General features: G+C 72.4%; 18 protein-coding genes. 9 read left to right on the forward strand and 9 right to left on the reverse strand.

Going from position 1 to position 18,161, the window contains the following annotated elements; genetic code table 11:
- Window positions 1-17 precede the first annotated feature (17 nt).
- Complete coding sequence (locus ACIHEI_RS24150; protein WP_396608050.1) at window positions 18-641, forward strand: dienelactone hydrolase family protein; 624 nt, start codon at window positions 18-20, stop codon at window positions 639-641.
- Window positions 642-648: 7 nt separating this feature from the next.
- Here the strand turns inward: ACIHEI_RS24150 and ACIHEI_RS24155 are convergent, their stop codons facing one another.
- Window positions 649-1,743, reverse strand: a complete 1,095-nt coding sequence (locus ACIHEI_RS24155; protein WP_396608051.1) for a winged helix DNA-binding domain-containing protein — start codon at window positions 1,741-1,743, stop codon at window positions 649-651.
- Window positions 1,744-1,783: 40 nt separating this feature from the next.
- A complete protein-coding gene (locus tag ACIHEI_RS24160) occupies window positions 1,784-2,575 on the reverse strand; it encodes a hypothetical protein (RefSeq protein ID WP_396608052.1) in 792 nt (263 codons plus the stop codon).
- A gap of 277 nt (window positions 2,576-2,852) precedes the next feature.
- On the opposite strand from ACIHEI_RS24160, the gene dnaE reads away from it, so the two are divergent.
- Window positions 2,853-6,386, forward strand: coding sequence for a DNA polymerase III subunit alpha (gene dnaE, locus ACIHEI_RS24165; RefSeq protein ID WP_396608053.1), 3,534 nt, complete (start codon window positions 2,853-2,855; stop codon window positions 6,384-6,386).
- 66 nt (window positions 6,387-6,452) lie between these two features.
- On the opposite strand, the gene ACIHEI_RS24170 is transcribed toward dnaE, so the two are convergent.
- The 3 genes from ACIHEI_RS24170 to ACIHEI_RS24180 form a co-directional block, all read right to left on the reverse strand.
- Window positions 6,453-7,142 carry an RDD family protein gene (locus ACIHEI_RS24170; RefSeq protein WP_396608054.1) on the reverse strand — a complete coding sequence of 230 codons (690 nt, stop codon included), beginning with the start codon at window positions 7,140-7,142 and terminating at the stop codon, window positions 6,453-6,455.
- Between the two features lie 90 nt (window positions 7,143-7,232).
- Window positions 7,233-7,682 (reverse strand): type II toxin-antitoxin system PemK/MazF family toxin, encoded by a 450-nt coding sequence (locus ACIHEI_RS24175; protein ID WP_396608055.1) that lies wholly within the window; start codon window positions 7,680-7,682, stop codon window positions 7,233-7,235.
- A gap of 21 nt (window positions 7,683-7,703) precedes the next feature.
- The gene (locus ACIHEI_RS24180) at window positions 7,704-8,159 is read right to left on the reverse strand and encodes a MarR family winged helix-turn-helix transcriptional regulator (protein WP_396608056.1); all 456 of its coding nucleotides are present in this window, start codon (window positions 8,157-8,159) and stop codon (window positions 7,704-7,706) included.
- Window positions 8,160-8,218: 59 nt separating this feature from the next.
- Between ACIHEI_RS24180 and ACIHEI_RS24185 the strand changes: the two genes are divergently transcribed.
- Window positions 8,219-9,070: an alpha/beta fold hydrolase gene (locus ACIHEI_RS24185; RefSeq protein WP_396608057.1), complete on the forward strand. Its 852-nt coding sequence runs from the start codon at window positions 8,219-8,221 to the stop codon at window positions 9,068-9,070.
- 52 nt (window positions 9,071-9,122) lie between these two features.
- Here ACIHEI_RS24185 and ACIHEI_RS24190 read toward each other — a convergent pair whose 3' ends face one another.
- The gene (locus ACIHEI_RS24190) at window positions 9,123-10,007 is read right to left on the reverse strand and encodes a LysR substrate-binding domain-containing protein (RefSeq protein WP_387863941.1); all 885 of its coding nucleotides are present in this window, start codon (window positions 10,005-10,007) and stop codon (window positions 9,123-9,125) included.
- A 71-nt stretch (window positions 10,008-10,078) separates the two neighbouring features.
- Between ACIHEI_RS24190 and ACIHEI_RS24195 the strand changes: the two genes are divergently transcribed.
- Both ACIHEI_RS24195 and ACIHEI_RS24200 read left to right on the forward strand, forming a co-directional pair.
- Window positions 10,079-10,906: a dihydrodipicolinate synthase family protein gene (locus ACIHEI_RS24195; protein ID WP_396608058.1), complete on the forward strand. Its 828-nt coding sequence runs from the start codon at window positions 10,079-10,081 to the stop codon at window positions 10,904-10,906.
- Window positions 10,907-11,054: 148 nt separating this feature from the next.
- The gene (locus ACIHEI_RS24200) at window positions 11,055-12,083 is read left to right on the forward strand and encodes an aspartate-semialdehyde dehydrogenase (RefSeq protein ID WP_387863939.1); all 1,029 of its coding nucleotides are present in this window, start codon (window positions 11,055-11,057) and stop codon (window positions 12,081-12,083) included.
- Window positions 12,084-12,134: 51 nt separating this feature from the next.
- Here the strand turns inward: ACIHEI_RS24200 and ACIHEI_RS24205 are convergent, their stop codons facing one another.
- Entirely contained in the window at window positions 12,135-12,890 is a 756-nt protein-coding gene (locus tag ACIHEI_RS24205) for a hypothetical protein (protein WP_396608059.1), read from the reverse strand.
- A gap of 180 nt (window positions 12,891-13,070) precedes the next feature.
- Here ACIHEI_RS24205 and ACIHEI_RS24210 point away from each other — a divergent pair, with 180 nt between their 5' ends.
- From ACIHEI_RS24210 to ACIHEI_RS24225, 4 genes are all read left to right on the forward strand, one after another.
- Entirely contained in the window at window positions 13,071-14,255 is a 1,185-nt protein-coding gene (locus ACIHEI_RS24210; protein WP_396608060.1) for an NYN domain-containing protein, read from the forward strand.
- A 73-nt stretch (window positions 14,256-14,328) separates the two neighbouring features.
- Window positions 14,329-15,294: an ABC transporter ATP-binding protein gene (locus tag ACIHEI_RS24215; protein WP_387863935.1), complete on the forward strand. Its 966-nt coding sequence runs from the start codon at window positions 14,329-14,331 to the stop codon at window positions 15,292-15,294.
- Entirely contained in the window at window positions 15,291-16,091 is an 801-nt protein-coding gene (locus ACIHEI_RS24220; protein ID WP_396608061.1) for an ABC transporter permease, read from the forward strand. The genes ACIHEI_RS24215 and ACIHEI_RS24220 overlap by 4 nt, the downstream gene beginning before the upstream one ends.
- A gap of 69 nt (window positions 16,092-16,160) precedes the next feature.
- Window positions 16,161-16,787 carry a hypothetical protein gene (locus tag ACIHEI_RS24225; protein WP_396608062.1) on the forward strand — a complete coding sequence of 209 codons (627 nt, stop codon included), beginning with the start codon at window positions 16,161-16,163 and terminating at the stop codon, window positions 16,785-16,787.
- Window positions 16,788-16,835: 48 nt separating this feature from the next.
- Here ACIHEI_RS24225 and ybaK read toward each other — a convergent pair whose 3' ends face one another.
- Together ybaK and ACIHEI_RS24235 are read right to left on the reverse strand one after the other, a co-directional pair.
- Window positions 16,836-17,390: a Cys-tRNA(Pro) deacylase gene (gene ybaK / locus ACIHEI_RS24230; protein WP_396608063.1), complete on the reverse strand. Its 555-nt coding sequence runs from the start codon at window positions 17,388-17,390 to the stop codon at window positions 16,836-16,838.
- 14 nt (window positions 17,391-17,404) lie between these two features.
- Window positions 17,405-18,133, reverse strand: coding sequence for an LON peptidase substrate-binding domain-containing protein (locus ACIHEI_RS24235; RefSeq protein WP_392948644.1), 729 nt, complete (start codon window positions 18,131-18,133; stop codon window positions 17,405-17,407).
- Window positions 18,134-18,161: the final 28 nt, after the last annotated feature.

Consider the following 18,161-nt stretch of genomic DNA (forward strand, 5'->3'; position numbering starts at 1 on the left):
GCACTGAGGAGCCACCCGTGGCCGAGATCGTCCTGTTCCACTCCGCGTACGGCCCGCGCCCCGCCGTGCACCGGGCCGCCGACCGGCTGCGCGAGGCCGAGCACACCGTGCACACCCCCGACCTGTACCAGGGCCGCACCTTCGACGAGGCCGAGGAGGGCATGGCGTACCGCGACGAGATCGGCAACGACGAACTGCTGCGCCGCGCCGTCACCGCCGTCGCCCCGCTGCTGCCCGCGAAGCACGGCCTGGTGTACGCCGGGTTCTCGCTCGGCGGATCGCTGGCGCAGAACCTGGCCCTCGCCGACGAGCAGGCCCGCGGGCTGCTGCTCCTGCACGGCACCTCCGACCTGCGCGAGGACGCCGCCACCGGCATCGCGGTGCAGCTGCACGTGGCCGAGCCGGACGCGTACGAGTCCGAGGACTGGCTGAACACCTGGTACCTGCAGATGACCCGGGCCGGCGCCGACGTCGAGGTGCACCGCTACCGGGGCGCCGGGCACCTGTACACCGACGCCGAACTGCCGGACTACGACGCCGAGGCCGACGAGCGGACCTGGGCGGCCGCGCTTGCGTTCCTCGCCGAGCTGGACGCGGAGGCCGAGGCCGAGGACACCGCGGAGGCCGACTCGCAGGGCTGACCGGCGGTCAGCCGGAGAACCGGACCGTGCGAGTGGCCGCGTCGGGCTCCAGGAACTCCGACAGGCGCTCGCCCTCGGCCGCCAGCTCGGCCCGCTGCCCGTGCGGGACGAGCGGGGTGAGCGTCAGCACGGCCGCGCCGCGCTTCGCCTCGTGCGCCCAGGTGCCTGTCACCCGGCCGTCCACCAGGTAGGAGGCCAGCAGGGTGCCGTTCACCGCCCGGTACACCTGCCGGTGGATGTCGGCGGGCAGCATCCTGGTCCGGTCGGCGTGCGAGAGCAGCGCCGCGTCCCACTTCGGCAGGAAGCGGACCGGCAGTTCGCGGCCCGGGTCGGAGACCGGCGGGGCGTCCTGGAGGTCGAGCAGCTCCCGGCCGGCCTCGTCCCGGTAGCGGACCAGCTCGCCGAGTTCGGCCAGCGCCAGGTCGATCTGCCGCAGCCTCAGCCCGCTGAAGTGCGCGATGTCGGCGCGCGAGGCCGGTCCGTACCCGGCCAGGTAGCGGCGCACCAGCCGGGCCGTGGCCTCCGGCTCGGGCGGCAACTCGCCCTGCCACAGCACGAATCGGGGCTTGCCGTGGGCCCGCCAGTGCCCGGACGGGGCGACGTGCACCAGTGGGGCCAGGGCGCGGGCGAAGTGCAGCAGGTCCTCGGGCCGGATCCGCTCCTTCGACGCCTCGGCCAGGTGGCCGCGCAGCTCCTCGGCGGAGCGGGCCACGGTGGCGAACTCCCGCAGCGAGGCGGTGAGTTCGTCCTCATCCAGGCCCGCGTCCCGGTGCCGGCCGCGCAGGTCGGTGAGCCACTGGCGGCGCCAGGCGGCGGCCAGGTGGCCGTAGTCCTCGCCCGGCACCAGGTGCAGGGTGCCGCGCATCAGCGTCGCCTTCACCACGCTGCCGTCCAGCAGCGCCGCGTCCAGCTGCCCGGTGGTGAAGCCGGGCAGCCGGGACCACAGCGCGAGGTGCGGCGACGTCGAGTACTGCGCCTGCAGCGCGGCCAGCCGGCGCGCCGCCTCGACGGCGGGCAACGGCTGGGCGCGGTCCAGTAGTTGGCGTTCGAAGTAGCCGACCGTCAACTCGCGGGCGGTCAGCGTTCGGACGGCGGTGGGCATCGTCGGGGCTCCTCTCGGCGACGCCCAAGCTAACAGTCGGTCAGGACATCGGAGGGGTGGGCGGCGGCTGGTGGTGCGAGTGGTCCTGGTGCGAGTGGTGGGGCTGCGACTCGCCGCCGGTGACGGGACCGGGGGCGGGCTGGTGCGAGTGGTGCGGCTGGTGCGGCTGGTGTGTGAAGTGCGGCGGGGCGGCCGGTGCCGGGGGATAGCCGGGCGCACCGGCGGGCGGCGCGGGCGGGGCGGCCGGTGCCGGGGGGTAGGCGTACGCGGCGCCGGGGTCGCCGGCGGGCGGCTGCGGCAGCCCGGGCCGCGGTGCGTGCGGGTGGGGGAAGGGCGGTTGCGGAACCGGCCCGGCGGCCGCGCCGCCCCACGGGCCGGGAACGGCGCCCGGGTGGCCGAAGCCCGGCTGCGGGTGCAGCGGCGCGGTGCCCGGGGTGCGGGTGGCGGCCACCACCACGGTGACGGCCAGGGCGATCAGCAGGTTCAGCGGCAGGGTCAGGGTCAGCAGCAGGTGCCCGAACGGCTTGTACACGTACTCGTTGCCGGCGTTGTCCCCGGTGAACAGGATGACCAGCTCGTTCAGCGAGAGGTACGCGTTGACGGCGGTCAGCGGTATCGCCGCGCCGCGCACCCAGCGGCCGCCCGCGAACGCGCCGAACACGACGGCGGCCGTCGCCAGCAGGTACGCGGTGCTCCAGCCGAAGAAACCGACCGGGGCCGGCACGATGTGCTTGTACGAGAAGCCGAGCGCCGTCGGCAGGTACGACAGGCCGTCGCCCTGCGCCAGGTCGTAGCCGAGGATGCCGAGCAGGCTGATGAGCTGCAACAACATGAGCACGCCGATTCCCGGCAGGCCGCGGACGGCCGGCCGGGCAGCGGGCAGAGGCGATGGTACGAAGGCCATGGCAGGGTCCCCTCCCGTAACCGTGTGGTGGTCGGAGGTTAGCGCTTCAACGTCCGGAGGGGGACTAGACTCGGATCCGCGATCCCGGAAGCCGTGGTCCGAGCCCAGGTGGTGGCTCGGGCCTTACGTGTTTCAGCCCCCGCAGTACCCCGAAGTACCCCCGAAGTACCCCTCAGTACCCCCTCAGTACCCCGGAGGCCCCGCCTTGAGCGACCAGCCGTACGCGCACCTGCACGTCCACACCGAGTACTCGATGCTGGACGGCGCCGCCCGGCTGAAGCAGCTCTTCAAGGAGGTCGAGAGGCTGGGCCAGACCCACGTCGCGATGACCGACCACGGCAACATGTACGGCGCCGCCGAGTTCCACAAGCAGGCCACCGCCGCCGGCATCACCCCGGTGATCGGCATCGAGGCGTACGTGGCGCCGGAGTCCCGCTCGAACACCAAGCGCATCCTGTGGGGCCAGCCGCACCAGAAGAAGGACGACGTCTCGGCGTCCGGTGCCTACACCCACAAGACCATCTGGGCCCGCAACAAGGAGGGCCTGCACAACCTCTTCAAGCTGACCTCCCGCTCGTACGCGGAGGGCTGGCTGGTGAAGTGGCCCCGGATGGACAAGGAGATCATCGCCGAGCACGCCGAGGGCCTGATGGCCACCACCGGTTGCCCGTCCGGCGTGGTGCAGACCCGGCTGCGGCTCGGCCAGTTCGACGAGGCGCTCAAGTCGGCCGCCGAGTACCAGGACATCTTCGGCAAGGAGAACTACTTCCTGGAGCTGATGGACCACGGCCTCGACATCGAGAAGCGGGTCCGTGACGGCCTCCTGGAGATCTCCAGGAAGCTGAACATCCCGCCGGTGGTCACCAACGACTCGCACTACACCACCGAGGCCGACGCCGGCGCGCACGACCTGCTGCTCTGCGTCCAGACCGGCAAGAACCTCTCCGACCCGGACCGCTTCCGGTTCGACGGCACCGGCTACTACATCAAGTCGGCCGCCGAGATGTACGGCCTCGACTCCTCGGACATCTGGCAGGAGGGCTGCCGCAACAGCCAGCTGCTGGTCGCCTCCCGGGTCGACACCGAGGGCATGTTCAAGTTCAAGAACCTGATGCCGCGGTTCCCGATCCCGGAGGGCTTCGAGTCCGAGGCGGACTTCTTCAAGTCCAAGGTCTGGGAAGGCATGGACTGGCGCTTCCCGGGCGGCTACGACGACGAGCACAAGAAGCTCGCCGAGTACGAGATGGACACCATCATCCAGATGGGGTTCCCGGCGTACTTCCTCGTGGTCGCCGACTTCATCATGTGGGCGAAGAGCCAGGGCATCGCGGTGGGTCCGGGCCGTGGTTCGGCGGCGGGTTCGCTGGTCGCCTACGCGATGGGCATCACCGACCTCGACCCGATCCCGCACGGCCTGATCTTCGAGCGCTTCCTCAACCCCGAGCGCATCTCCATGCCCGACGTCGACATCGACTTCGACGAGCGCCGGCGCGGTGACGTGATCCGCTACGTGACGGAGAAGTGGGGCTCCGACAAGGTCGCCATGATCGTCACGTACGGCACCATCAAGGCGAAGGCCGCCATCAAGGACTCCTCGCGCGTCCTCGGCTACCCGTACGCGATGGGCGACCGGATCACCAAGGCGATGCCGCCGGACGTCATGGGCAAGGGCATCCCGCTCTCCGGCATCACCGACAGCTCGCACCCCCGCTACGGCGAGGCGGGCGAGATCCGCGGCCTGTACGAGAGCGACCCGGACGTCAAGAAGGTCATCGACACCGCGCGCGGCATCGAGGGCCTGATCCGCCAGCCCGGCGTGCACGCCGCCGGCGTCATCATGTCCGCCGAGCCGCTGACCGACCACATCCCGGTCTGGACCCGGCACACCGACGGCGTCACCATCACGCAGTTCGACTACCCCACCTGTGAGGGCCTCGGCCTTCTCAAGATGGACTTCCTCGGCCTGCGCAACCTGACGATCATGGACGACGCCGTCAAGGCGATCGAGAAGAACAAGGCCATCAAGATCGAGCTGCTCGATCTGCCGCTCGACGACAAGCCCACCTACGAACTGCTCGCCCGCGGCGACACGCTCGGCGTCTTCCAGCTCGACGGCGGCCCCATGCGCTCGCTGCTGCGCCTGATGAAGCCCGACAACTTCGAAGACATCTCCGCCGTCCTCGCGCTGTACCGCCCGGGCCCGATGGGCGTCAATTCGCACACCAACTACGCGCTGCGCAAGAACGGCCAGCAGGACATCACCCCGATCCACCCGGAGCTGGAGAAGCCCCTGGAGGAGATCCTCAAGCCGACCTACGGCCTGATCGTCTACCAGGAGCAGGTGCAGAAGGCCGCGCAGATCCTGGCCGGCTACTCGCTCGGCCAGGCCGACCTGCTGCGCCGGGCCATGGGCAAGAAGAAGAAGGAGATCCTGGAGGCCGAGTTCGTTCCCTTCCAGAGGGGCTGCCGCGAACACGGCTACTCGGACGCCGCGATCCAGGCCGTGTGGGACGTCCTCGTCCCCTTCTCCGGCTACGCCTTCAACAAAGCCCACACCGCCGGCTACGGACTGGTCTCCTACTGGACCGCGTATCTGAAGGCGAACTACCCCGCCGAGTACATGTCCGGCCTGCTCACCTCGGTCAAGGACGACAAGGACAAGTCCGCGGTCTACCTCAACGAGTGCCGCAAGATGGGCATCCAGGTGCTCCCGCCGGACGTCAACGAGTCCGACGCCGACTTCACCCCGCACGGCAGCGACACCGTCCGGTTCGGCCTGACCGCCATCCGCAACGTCGGCGGCCCGGTGGTGGAGTCGATGATCCGCACCCGGAAGGCCAAGGGGAAGTACACCTCCTTCCCGGACTTCCTGGACAAGGTCGAGGCGGTGGTCTGCAACAAGCGCACCGTCGAATCGCTGATCAAGGCCGGCTCCTTCGACTCGCTCGGGCACACCCGCAAGGGCCTGACCGCCCAGTTCGAGCCGATGATCGACAACGTGGTCTCGATCAAGCGCAAGGAGGCCGAGGGCCAGTTCGACCTGTTCGGCGGCGACAGTGTCTCCGACGAGCCGAGCTTTGGCCTGGACGTGGTGTTCTCCGAGGAGGAGTGGGAAAAGTCCTTCCTGCTCACCCAGGAGCGCGAGATGCTCGGCCTGTACGTCTCCTCGCACCCGCTGCACGGCATCGAGCACGTGCTCGCCGACAAGGCCGACTGCGCGGTCGCCGACCTCGCCGAACGCCCCGACGGCACCATCGTCACCATCGGCGGCATCATCTCCGGCCTCCAGCGGAAGATGACCAAGCAGGGCAACGCCTGGGCGATCGCCACCGTCGAGGACCTGGCCGGCTCCATCGACTGCATGTTCTTCCCCGCCAGCTACCAGCTGGTCTCCTCCCAACTCGTCGAGGACGCCGTGGTGTTCGTGCGCGGCAAGCTCGACAAGCGGGAGGACGTGCCGCGCCTGATGGGCATGGAACTCACGGTGCCCGACCTGTCCAACGTCGGCGCCCAGCTGCCGATCGTGATCACCGTGCCGGAGAACAAGCTCACCCCGCCGATCGTCAGCCGGCTCGGCGAGGTGCTCACCCACCACAAGGGCTCCACCGAGGTCCACGTCCACCTGCGCGGGCGGACCAGGACCGTGGTGCTGCGCCTCGACCGGCACCGGGTGAAGTCCGACCCCGCGCTGTTCGGCGACCTGAAGCAGCTGCTCGGGCCGAGCTGCCTGGCCAGCTGACACCGGCAGGCGAAGAGCCCCTGCGGAGTCGGAACTCCGCAGGGGCTCTTCGCCGTTGACGCCGGATCAGCTCTCCTTGACCACCAGGGTCTTGCCGACCTTGTCGTGCAGGGCCTGCTGGAGCGGCTTGTCCGCCAGCTGCCACAGGCCGTTCACCAGCGCGCACAGGCCACCGATGAACGGAACCAGGAACGGGCCGCCCCAGACCGCGGCGCGGGTCCAGATCTCGTTGTCGGTCGGGCGTCCGCCGTGGGCCTGGCTGACCACCCGGATCTTCATGACCTTCTTGCCCACGGTCTGGCCGTGCTGGGTCAGCATCATCCCCGCGTCGTAACCGGCGTAGACCACGGCGATCACCACGTAGGCGAGGAAGATGCTGGGCATCAGCGCGAACGCGATGTAGATCGGGATCAGCAGCACCGCCCAGTCGATCAGGCGGGCCAGCAGGCGGTCGCCGAACGAGGCCAGCACCCGGGTGCCCGGCGTCGGCGGCACACCGGGCGGCGGCGTCGGGCTGAGCCAGCCCGGCCACTGGGCCTGCGGGGCGCCGTAGCCGGGCTGCTGCCCGTAACCCGGTTGCTGTCCGTAGCCCTGCGGGGCGCCGTACCCGGGCTGCTGCTCGCCGTAGCCCGGCGGCGGCGGGGGAGGCGGGGGCGGGGTGCCGTAGCCGCCGTTGGCCGGAGGCGGCTGCTGGCCGTACGGGTTCTGGCCGTACGGGTCCTGCGGCCCGTAGCCAGGAGGAGTGTTGCTGCTCATGCGTCCGACTCCAGGTCAACTGTTGGGAGTTGCTGGTGCCGTTGTACCCGGTTCGGGGCGAGCGATGGAAGACGATCCGACAATCGTTACTCAGTGCCAGCCGTAACGGTGCCTCAACGAGTCGACCACCAGCTGGAAACGGGCCCGGTCGAGGGCGCAGGCCTCGCGCCGCATTCCGCCGTCGTGCACCCGGAACACCCGGTCCAGCGCCACCCAGGAGTCCCGGCCGCTGCGGTCCCACGGGCCGGCGCCGAGCGGCACCCAGTCCGGGTCGTTGTCGTGGCCCTTGCTGGACAGCATCACCGTCAGCAGGGTGCCGGACCGCTCCCGGGCCACCACCAGCACCGGGCGGTCCTTGCCGCGGCCGTCGTTCTCCTCGAACGGCACCCAGGTCCAGACGATCTCGCCCGGGTCCGGGTCGCCGTCGGGGTCCGGCGCGTAGGTGGTGTGCACCGAACCGATCCGCTCGGCCGCTATCTCCAGCGTGGCCCCGGCGCCGAACCGGCCGGGCTGTTCCTTCTGCTCGTTCAACTCATGCATGGCGGAAGGCTATCGACCGCTTCAAGCCCCCGCGTCCGGCTGCGACAGGTGGGCGGCGTAGAGGCGTTGCAGCAGCCGGTTCAGCCGGGCCCGGTCGGTGGCGGGGAGAGCGGCGAGGAAGCGGTCCTGCTCGGTGGCGGCCGCGGCGGCCAGGCCGTCCACCAGCGCCCGCCCCTCGGCGGTCAGCGCGACCACCCGGCGGCGGCCGTCGGTGTCGTGCGGGCGGCGCTCCACGAGGTGACGGCCGGTCAGGCCGTCCAGCACCGACACCAGGTTGCGGGCGTCCACCGCCACCAGCTCGGCCAGCCGGCCCTGGCCGACCGGGCCGTGCTGCCCGAGCGCGACCAGCACGCCGTACTGGGCCTGGGTCAGCCGGTGTTCGCCGAGGAAGGCCGTCCAGGAGCGGGCGGTGAGCGAGCCGAGCCGGGCCAGCAGGAAGCCGGTCCCGCGCTCGTAGCCCGGGCGGTCGTCGTTCATGCGGCCAGCCTAGACGATCGGCCATCGACATGATCCATGTCTTTTGGTAGACATGTCGCATGTCGATCGAACTGAGGCGCCATCAGGTGCCCGTTGGTGAACTCTCCCTGCACGTCGTGGAATCCGGCGACCCCGACGGCCGTCCCTTCCTGCTGCTGCACGGTTGGCCCGAGTCCTCCCGCACCTGGCAGGGCGTGATGGCCGCGGCCGGCGACGAGGCCCGCCTGCTCGCCGTCGACCTGCCCGGCATCGGCCGCTCCACCGGCGGCGTCGGCGGCTCCAAGCGGCGGATCGCCGCCGCCGTACACGCGCTGATCGGCCAACTCGGCCTCACCGGAACCACGTTGGTCGGCCACGACGCCGGTGGCATGGCCGCGTACGCCTACCTGCGGGCCTTCGACGCCGTCGACCGGGTGGTGGTGATGAACACCGTGCTGCCCGGCGTCGCGCCCTGGGAGCAGGTGCTGGGCAACCCGTACATCTGGCACTTCGGCCTGCACGCCGTCCCCGAGCTGCCCGAGACGCTGGTCGACGGCCGGCAGGAGGCCTACTTCGCGTACTTCTACCGGGTGCTGTCCGCCGACCCCGACCGGATCACCCCCGAATCGCGCGCCGAACAGGCCGCCGCCTACCGCGAACCCGGGCAGCTCGCCGCCGGGTTCGACCTCTACCGGGCCTTCGGGCAGGACGCCCGCGACAACGCCGAATCCGCCGCCGCCGGGCCCGTCGACACCCCGCTGCTCTACCTGCGCGGCACCCGCGAACCCGTCGACCTCGACGCGTACGCCGCCGGTCTGCGGGCGGCCGGCGTGCGGGCGCTCAGCACCGGACTGGTCGAAGGCGGCGGGCACTTCATGCAGGAGGAGCGGCCCGCCGAAGTCTGGCGGCTGATCCGGGAGTTCGCGGGCTGAACGGGCTGAACGGGCTGAGGGTGCTGAATTGATCGAACGGGCCGAACGGGCGTCAGGCGGCGCGCAGTTCGGCCGGGACCGCCGTGTGCAGGGCCGCCGCGAAGGCGGCCACGGCGGGATGGGCGGCGGCGCCCGCGCGGAAGGCGGTGCGGGTGCGGCGGTAGATCGGCAGGCGGGTCAGGGTGACGTTCGGGGGGCAGTGGCCGGTGCCCAGGTGGGGGACCAGGGCCACGCCCTGGCCGGCCGCCACCAGGGCGAGCTGGGCCGCGAAGTCGTCCACCCGGTGCCGGACCCGGGGGCTGAACCCGGCGGCCTGGCAGGCCCGTTCGGTCAGTTCGTGGCAGAGGGTGCCGGGCGGGGCGGTGATCCACGGGCTGTGCTGGTGGTCGGCGAGGGTGCCGGCGCTGCGGGCCGCCAGGTACATCGGCTCGGCGAACACCGGGCCGGTCAGCGCGATGCCCTCCTCCGGCTCGGCCGGCACCAGGTCGTACTCGTGCACCAGCGCCAGGTCCAGTTCGCCCGCGCGCAGCGCCGCCGCCACCGCGGCCGGGTCCACCTCGCTGACCATGGCCTCCAACTCGGGGTGCCGGGCGGCCAGTTCGGCCAGTGCGGCGGGGACCAGGGCGCGCACCGCGGACGGGTAGGCGCCGATCCGCAGCGGGCCGGCCAGGCCGCGGCGGGCGTGCGCCAGTTCGGCGTCCGCCCGCTCCAGCAGCTCCAGCACCGCCTCGGTGTGCCGCACCAGGTTCCGCCCGGCGGGGGTCAGCGCCACCCGCCGCCCGGTGCGCTCCAGCAGCGGCACCCCGGCCTCCCGTTCCAGCACCGACAGCTGCTGGGACACCGCCGAAGGACTGAACGCCAGGGCGTCCGCCACCGCCGCGATCGTCCCCAGGTGGGCCAGTTCGCGCAGCAGCCGCAGTCGTCGCACATCGAGCATCGGCTCAGCTTACGAGAAGCATCGGAAATGTGAACTGGACCCGCACGGTCGGCGCCCGGCACGCTTCCCCCATGGAACTCCACGGCATTCACGTCCCGCTGGTCACTCCGTTCACCGCCGACGGCGCCCTCGCCCTGGACGCGCTGGAGCAGCTGGCCCGCGACAGCCTGGACGCCGGCGCCGCCGGACTGGTCGCCCTCGGCACCACCGGCGAACCCGGATCCCTCACCGACGCCGAACAGGACGCGGTGGTCGAACTGTGCCGGCGCGTCACCACCGAGTACGGGGCCGTGCTGACGGTCGGCGCAGGGCACGGCGGCACCGCGCGCACCGCCGAGGCGCTGGCCCGGCTGGACGGGCGGGCGGACGCGGCACTGGTCGCCGTCCCGGCGTTCGTCCGTCCCGGCGAGGCCGGGGTGCTCGCGCACTTCCGGGAACTGGCCGCCACCAGTCCCGTGCCGCTGGTGATCTACCACATCCCGTACCGCACCGGGCAGCCGCTCGGCGCCGCCACGCTGCTGGAACTGCTGGCGCTGCCGCAGGTCGCGGGCCTCAAGTACGCCCCCGGCGGGATCGACGAGCAGGCCGTCGCGCTGCTGGGCGCCGAACCGCGCGGGGTGCTGGTCGGCGACGACCTGTTCCTGTCCCCGCTGCTCGCGCTCGGTGCCGACGGCGGCATCCTGGCCTCCGCGCACCTGGAGACCGCCCGTTTCGTCGCCCTGCACCGGGCCTGGGCGGACGGTGACGTGCCGCTGGCCCGCAAGCTCGGCGCGGAGCTGGCCGAGGTGTCCCGGGCCGCGTTCGCCGGGCCCAACCCGACCGCGCTCAAGGCGCTGCTGCACCGCGCCGGGCGCATCCCCACCCCGGCGGTGCGGCTGCCGCTGCTCGCGCACGGCTGAGATCCGCGCAGAATTTGCGGCCCGCGGGCGCCCCGACGAAAGGGATTGCCGCCTCGGACGGCAGGCGTTCACGCCTTGGGACGCCCCCGCGCGCACCCGCTCTGACAAGGCATGATGGCTTTGCACAACGTAGGAGGAGGAGACTCGGATGAAGGTCGGCATCGTAGGAGCCACCGGTCAGGTCGGCGGCGTGGTCCGCGAGATCCTGGCGGAGCGCAACTTTCCGGTCGAGCAGCTGCGGCTGTTCGCCTCGGCCCGCTCGGCCGGGCGCACGCTGCCCTGGAAGGACACCGAGGTCACCGTCGAGGACGCCACCACGGCCGACTACCGCGGCCTCGACATCGTGATCTTCTCCGCCGGCGGGTCCACCTCCAAGGCCCTCGCCCCGAAGGTCGCCGAGGCCGGAGCCGTCGTCATCGACAACTCCTCCGCCTGGCGCCGCGACCCCGAGGTCCCGCTGGTCGTCGCCGAGGTCAACCCCGAGGCGATCGCCGAGCGACCCAAGGGCATCATCGCCAACCCGAACTGCACCACGATGGCCGCGATGCCCGTGCTGCGGCCGCTGCACGGCGAGTCCGAGCTGGTCTCGCTGGTGGTCTCCACCTACCAGGCGGTCTCCGGCTCCGGCCTGGCCGGCGTCTCCGAGCTGCACGAGCAGGCCCGCAAGGTCGTCGACGACGCCACCGCGCTGGTGCACGACGGCGCGGCCGTCGAGTTCCCCGCGCCGGGCGTCTACAAGCGTCCGATCGCGTTCAACGTGCTGCCGTTCGCCGGCGCGCTGGTGGACGACGGCAGCAACGAGACCGACGAGGAGCAGAAGCTCCGCCACGAGAGCCGCAAGATCCTCGGCATCCCCGAGCTGAAGGTCTCCGGCACCTGCGTGCGCGTCCCGGTCTTCACCGGCCACTCGCTCCAGGTCAACGCCCGCTTCGCCCGCCCGCTCAGCCCCGAGCGCGCCACCGAGCTGCTGGCCGACGCCCCCGGCGTCGTCCTCACCGACATCCCCACCCCGCTGCAGGCCGCCGGCCAGGACCCGAGCTACGTCGGCCGGATCCGGGTGGACGAGACCGTGGACAACGGCCTGTCGCTGTTCCTGTCCAACGACAACCTGCGCAAGGGTGCCGCGCTCAACGCGGTGCAGATCGCCGAACTGGTCGCCGCCGAACTGCGCGGCTGATCGGCAGAGCCACCAGGGGCGCTGGGGAACCTCCCCGGCGCCCCTTCGCGCTCACTGCCCGGGGTGCGCCTGCTTCGGGGTGACGGTGATCGGCAGCTCCGCCGAGGTCGCCGATCCCGTCCACTTGTCGCCCGCCGTGTACCACTGGTACGTGCCCGACATGCTGGCCTCGAGCTGTATCGACACCATGCCCTCGGCGTTGCTGTTGGTCGCCGTCAGCGTGGACCAGTTGTCCGAGCCGGTCGGGCGGAACTGCAGGTACACCGTCATGCCGCGCTGCGGAATGTAGCCGCCCTCGTCCCACATGGTGCGTTGGAGCCGCGCCTGCAGCTGGATGCTCTGGCCGTCGACCGCCGTCGTGGGGCAGGACGCCTGGTCGAACTGCGCCGTCCGCTTCAGCGAGAAACCGCCCGCCGACTTCGACACGTAGCGGTCGCCGTCGTTGGCCTGGATCCGCAGGTCCACGAACCAGGTGCCGGCCTGGTCGTCGAACAGCACCCGGGAGGTCGCCGAGGCCGTCGCCTCGCCCGTGCAGCGGCTCACCGTGCCGGTGGCGTCCAGCGGGACGCAGCTCATCGGGCCGACCTTGAGGGTCGCGTAGTTCGGGCCCCACAGGCCTATCGGATCGACAGTGCGGATGCCGGAACGGTCCGTCGCCGTCACCTCCACCGGGAAGGTCCGGGTCTCGGTCGGGCCGAGCTCGACCGTGCGGCCGCCGTTGACCACCACCGAGACCAGCGAGGTGTCCCCCTGGGAGGTCTCCGGAACGGTCGAGGGCACCAGGACGATGGCGACCGCTCCGATCACCGCCACTCCGCACAATGCCACTGCACTCTTCCGCACGGTGTCCCAGTATCCAGGGTCGCGAGCCGAACCGTTCGACGCGGTTCACCGAGCGAACGAAGGGGAAAGGTGTGCGCAACGGTGGGCCGGACCGCCGGGCGGCGTCCCCACCGCCGCGGCGCCGGGCCGAGGAGGAGGTGCCAGATGGACCGCTGCGTCGTCCTGGTCGACGCGGGCTACCTGCTGGGCGCCGCCGCCAGCCTGCTCGCGGGAGAATCCGGCCGGTCCCGGATCGCCGTCGACCACCCGGTGCTGATCGGCGCGCTGCGCGAACGCGCCGAGGAGGAGACCGGGCTGCCGCTGCTGCGGATCTACTGGTTCGACGCCGCCATCGACCGCAGACCCGCGCCCGAACACCGGCGCCTCAGAGTGCTGCCCCGGGTCACCGTCCGGCTCGGCGCGCTCACCCGCGCGGAGGGCCGCTGGGTGCAGAAGGGCGTGGACGCCGCGATGCACGCCGAACTCAGCGAACTCGCCCGCAACCACGCCTGCGCAGACGTGGTGCTGGTCACCGGCGACGGCGACCTGCTGCCCGGCGTCGCCTCCGCCAAGGAGCACGGCGTGGCCGTCCACCTGTGGGCGCTGGAGGCCGCCGACGGCGACTTCAACCAGTCCGAGGAACTCGTCGGCGAGGCCGACGAACGCCGGGTGCTCGACCGCGCCTGGATCGAACGCTGGGCCCGCCCCCGGGAGATCGCCACCGAACCCGCTGTCGTCACCCCCGTCGTCGCGCCGGTCGCCGTGCTGCCCACCCCGCCCCGCCCGCGCGCCACCGCCCCCGCCGCCGCGGCCGCCCCCAGCGGGCGGACCGCCCCGTTACGGGTCATCCCCACCCCCAAGGACCTGGCAGGCCGCGCCCCCGTCCTCGCACCCGTGCCCGTACCGCCGGCCGCCGCGCTCGGCGGGCCGGTGCTGCGCTGGTCCTCCGACCGCGGCTGGCTGGAGCGCACCGACACCACCGGCGCCGCCGACACCCTGCCCACCCTGGACCGCCTCACCACCGCCGCCCAGCGCTGGGCCGACCGCGAGGAGGACATCACCAGCGTCGGCGGCGACCCCCAGGAGGTCGGCCAGGTCTTCGCCCGCCGCTGGCTCGACCGCCTCGCCACCACCGACCGCCCCGCCCTGCTGTGGACCGAGCACCCGCGGATCCCGCACCGCCTCGACGGCGAACTGCTGCGCTACGCCGCCCGGTTCGGCCTGCTCGCGCACAAGGAGGACCAGATCGACGAGCAGGACAGGTACGCGATCCGGGAGGGCTTCTGGAAGGAACTGGCCGCCCGCGTCCCCGACACCCGGCGTCCCGCGGAGGCACTGGAGGACAACTGACCACCGCCGACGGCTGCTTTCGGTGTGACCCGCATGCCCGGAACGTCCCCTGCGGCGCGTAGAGTCTTCCGTCGTGAGCAAGGCACCTCAGGGCTGCTGCACCGTCAGCGGCCTGGTCAAGACCTATCGGGCGGGCGGCACCGAGGTCCGGGCCAACGACGGCATCGATCTCGCCGTCCGGCGCGGCGAGATCTTCGGGCTGCTCGGACCCAACGGCGCCGGTAAGTCCACCCTGGTCCGCCAGCTCACCGGCCTGCTCCGCCCCGACGCCGGCACCATCGAGCTGCTCGGCCACGACATCGTCCGTCACCCCGAACGGGCCGCCCGGCTGCTCGGCTACCTCGGCCAGGAATCCACCGCCCTCGACGAGCTCACCGTCGCCCTCGCCGCCGAGACCACCGGCCGGCTGCGCGGCCTGTCCCGCGCCGCCGCCCGCGCCGAGACCGCCGACGTGATCACCGAACTCGGCCTCGAACCGCTCGCCCACCGCCCGCTCGCCAAGCTCTCCGGCGGCCAGCGCCGCCTCGCCTGCTTCGCCGCCACCCTGGTCGGCGAACGCCCGCTGCTGGTGCTGGACGAGCCCACCACCGGCATGGACCCGGTCGCCCGCCGCGCCGTCTGGAGCGCCGTCGACCGCCGCCGCGCCGAGCGCGGCACCACCGTGCTGCTGGTCACCCACAACGTCATCGAGGCCGAGACCGTGCTCGACCGGGTCGCCGTGATCGACGGCGGCAAGGTCATCGCCTGCGACACCCCCGGCGGCCTCAAGGCCCTGGTCGACGGCCACGTCCGACTCGACCTGGTGTGGCGCCACGACGCCCCCACCGGCGTCCCCGCCGTCGCCGCGCTCGCCGAACGCGCCGAGCGCACCGGCCGCCGCTGGACCCTGCGCACCACCCCCGACGAGGCCCGCGAACTGGTCGCCGCCGTCACCACCGGCCCCGCCTTCGCCGCCCTCGACGACTTCACCCTCGCCACCCCCACCCTGGAGGACGCCTACCTCCGACTCGGCGGCCGGCACGAAGGACTCACCCGATGACCCTGCTCGACGCCCCCGCCGACACCGGCACCGGGCAGGCCGCCCCGCTGGCCCCCGCCGCCCGGCTGCTGCCGGCGCTGGCCGCCGTCTACCGCGCCCAGCTGGCCCGCGCCAAGGTCTCCCGGATCCCGCTGCTGTTCGTCGCGACCTTCCAGTCCATCGGCATCCTGGTGATGATGCGTGGCGTCGTCGACCCCGGCGACAATCCCTCCGCGCACGCCGTGGTGGCCGGCTCCGCCGTCCTGGTCGTCGCCTTCGTGGCACTCAACCTGCTCGCCCAGTACTTCGGCCGGCTCCGCCACACCGGCGGCCTCGACCACTACGCGACGCTGCCCGTCCCGCCCGCCTCCGTGGTGCTCGGCACGGCCGCCGCGTACGCCTCCTTCACCGTGCCCGGCGTGTTCGTCACCGCCGCCGCCGGCAGCTGGATGTTCGACCTGCCGATGGGCCGGCTGTGGATCCTGTTCGCGGTGATCCCGCTGGCCGGCGCGGCGCTCGCCGGACTCGGCGCGGCGCTCGGGCTGCTCGCCCCGCGCCAGGAACTCGCCACCCTTGCCGGGCAGTTGGGCATGTCCGCAGCGCTGCTGCTGGGCGTCCTGCCGGCCTCCCGGCTGCCCGTCCCCGTGCAGTGGCTGCGCGACCTGCTGCCCTCCACCTACGGCGTCGACGCGTTCGCCCTCACCTTCGCCCCGCACCCCGACTGGGCCCGCGTCCTGATCGACCTCGGCGTCTGCGGCGCGGTCGGCCTCGGCTCGCTGACGCTCGCCACCTGGGCGTACCGGCGGGCCGCCCGCTAGCTCCTCCCAGGGGAACTTGCACCGCCGGGAGATCGACAGCGGCGGGGGCGGCCGTGGGACGATGGGGCCGTGACCGTACCGAACACACCTGCGGGTAACACGCCGCCCGGGGCGGACCCGTTCGCCCCGCCCCACCCGCACCAGCCGCCCGCCCCCGTCGAGCGGCCACCGGTCGGCCCCGAACTGCGGATCGGAGCGATCATCGCTGTCGCCGGAGCGGTCCTCGGCGTCGTCCTCGGCCTGCTCTGGCTCTGGCTCGCCCCCCGGATCGGGTTCGAGGTCCAGGACAACCGGATCCTCTACCGCGACCCCGAAGGCGAAGCCCAGATCGCCGCCGTCGGCGTCTTCTCCCTCCTCGGCCTCGCCCTCGGCGTCGCCACCGCCCTCGGCGCCTTCCTCTGGACCCGCGCCCGCGGCGGTGGCATCGCCGTCGCCGTCGGCCTCACCGTCGGCGGCCTCCTCGGCTCCGTCATCGGCTGGCAGCTCGGCACCCGGCTCGGCCCCACGACGGACCTGCGGGCGCACGCGCTGGCCGTCGGCAACGGCGGTACGTTCGACGGGCCGCTGGAGCTCACGGCGCACGGCGCGCTGCTGGTGTGGCCGATGACGGCGACGATCGTGCTGCTGGCGCTGTCGGCGACGTTCGGCAAGCGGGAGCCGGACCGGCCGCCGTACTGGGCGCAGCCGCCCCAGTAGGGACGCGAAACGTAGCACCGTATCCGTAAGGTCGCGATCACGTGCAGGTCATTGTCCTGCGTCGCGATCTTGCGGTTGAGCGCGTTCCCCTTCGCGCAGTTCCTCGCGCCCCTGATTTCGCCTGATCGCCCAAGTGACCGCGTTGGTGAGGCGGATCAGGTCCGTCGGGGCGAGTTCGACCTCCATGCCCCGTTTGCCCGCGGAGACGTAGATCGTGGGGTGGGTCAGGGCGGTGGTGTCGATGACGGTGCGCAGCTTCTTGCGTTGGCCGAGGGGGGAGATGCCGCCGAGGACGTAGCCGGTGGAGCGTTCGGCGGCGGTGGGGTCGGCCATGGTGGCGCGTTTCGCGCCGAGCGCGGTGGCGAGGGCCTTGAGGTCGAGTTGGCCGGAGACGGGGACGACGGCTACGGCGAGGGCGCCGTCGGTCTCGGCGAGGAGGGTTTTGAAGACGCGTCCGGGCGGGACGCCCATCGCCTCGGCGGCCTCGGCTCCGAAGGAGCTTGTGGTGGGGTCGTGGGCGTATTCGTGGACGGTGAACGGGACCGCGGCGGTGTCGAGGGCGACGGTCGCGGGGGTGCCGCCGGCGGTCTTCTTCTTGGCCATGGGTGGGGGTGTCCTCAGTTCGGGCTGAAGGCCTGGCGGGTGAGGTCGGTGGCGGGCAGGGACGGGAGTTTGGCGATCACCGCGCTCTCCTGGCGGAGCAGTTCGAGTTCGCGGGTGAGGCGCTGCGCGGTGTCGGGGCAGGCGAGGAGTTCCTGCTTGACGGCCACCGGCAGGGTGGTGGCGGCGGCGACCAGGTAGGAGAGCACCTGCGGGTCGTCGGGGAGTTCGGGTTCGCCGTTGAGGGTGGCTTCGCGGGCGCCGGCCAGTCGTTTCTGGTAGGTGCGGAAGGCGCGTTCGACGCCGGCGGCGAGTACGCCGGAGCCCTCGCCGGGCTGTTCGGGCAGCACGGAGACGTCGCCGACGAGGTAGGGGCCGGTGGCGTCGATCGCGCGGAGCCGGAACCGGGTGGTGCCGGTGACGAGGAGTTCGTAGCGGCCCTCGGGCTGGTCGCGGACGGAGGCGACGTCGGCGACGCAGCCGACCGGGTGGAGGGCGTCCAGCGGGTCCTCGCCGGGGGCGCCGATGCCGTCCAACGGGCCTGCGGGGTCGTCGAGTTCGCGTACGGGTGCGACCTCCCGGCCGTCCCGGATGGCGATCACGCCGAAGCGGCGGGGTTCGTCCTCGGGCAGCTTCTGCAGGTCGGCGACCAGGTGTCGGTAGCGCTCCTCGAAGACGTGCAGGGGCAGCACCAGGCCCGGGTAGAGGACCGTGTTGAGGGGGAAGAGCGGGAGCCGATCAGTCACGGCGGACAGCGTAGTTCCCGTGGGGCCG

It is taken from the genome of Kitasatospora sp. NPDC051984, assembly GCF_044593455.1.
Taxonomy (GTDB): domain Bacteria; phylum Actinomycetota; class Actinomycetes; order Streptomycetales; family Streptomycetaceae; genus Kitasatospora.

Excerpts from the sequence above, each read along its gene's own strand:
- ACIHEI_RS24220 (WP_396608061.1), top strand. The coding sequence starts at position 15,291 with ATGACCCTGCTCGACGCCCCCGCCGACACCGGCACCGGGCAGGCCGCC.
- ACIHEI_RS24210 (WP_396608060.1), top strand. The coding sequence starts at position 13,071 with ATGGACCGCTGCGTCGTCCTGGTCGACGCGGGCTACCTGCTGGGCGCC.
- ACIHEI_RS24175 (WP_396608055.1), bottom strand. The coding sequence starts at position 7,682 with ATGCATGAGTTGAACGAGCAGAAGGAACAGCCCGGCCGGTTCGGCGCC.
- ACIHEI_RS24180 (WP_396608056.1), bottom strand. The coding sequence starts at position 8,159 with ATGAACGACGACCGCCCGGGCTACGAGCGCGGGACCGGCTTCCTGCTG.
- ACIHEI_RS24155 (WP_396608051.1), bottom strand. The coding sequence starts at position 1,743 with ATGCCCACCGCCGTCCGAACGCTGACCGCCCGCGAGTTGACGGTCGGC.
- ACIHEI_RS24195 (WP_396608058.1), top strand. The coding sequence starts at position 10,079 with ATGGAACTCCACGGCATTCACGTCCCGCTGGTCACTCCGTTCACCGCC.
- ACIHEI_RS24185 (WP_396608057.1), top strand. The coding sequence starts at position 8,219 with ATGTCGATCGAACTGAGGCGCCATCAGGTGCCCGTTGGTGAACTCTCC.
- ACIHEI_RS24160 (WP_396608052.1), bottom strand. The coding sequence starts at position 2,575 with ATGTTGTTGCAGCTCATCAGCCTGCTCGGCATCCTCGGCTACGACCTG.
- ACIHEI_RS24200 (WP_387863939.1), top strand. The coding sequence starts at position 11,055 with ATGAAGGTCGGCATCGTAGGAGCCACCGGTCAGGTCGGCGGCGTGGTC.
- ACIHEI_RS24190 (WP_387863941.1), bottom strand. The coding sequence starts at position 10,007 with ATGCTCGATGTGCGACGACTGCGGCTGCTGCGCGAACTGGCCCACCTG.
- ybaK (WP_396608063.1), bottom strand. The coding sequence starts at position 17,390 with ATGGCCAAGAAGAAGACCGCCGGCGGCACCCCCGCGACCGTCGCCCTC.
- ACIHEI_RS24170 (WP_396608054.1), bottom strand. The coding sequence starts at position 7,142 with ATGAGCAGCAACACTCCTCCTGGCTACGGGCCGCAGGACCCGTACGGC.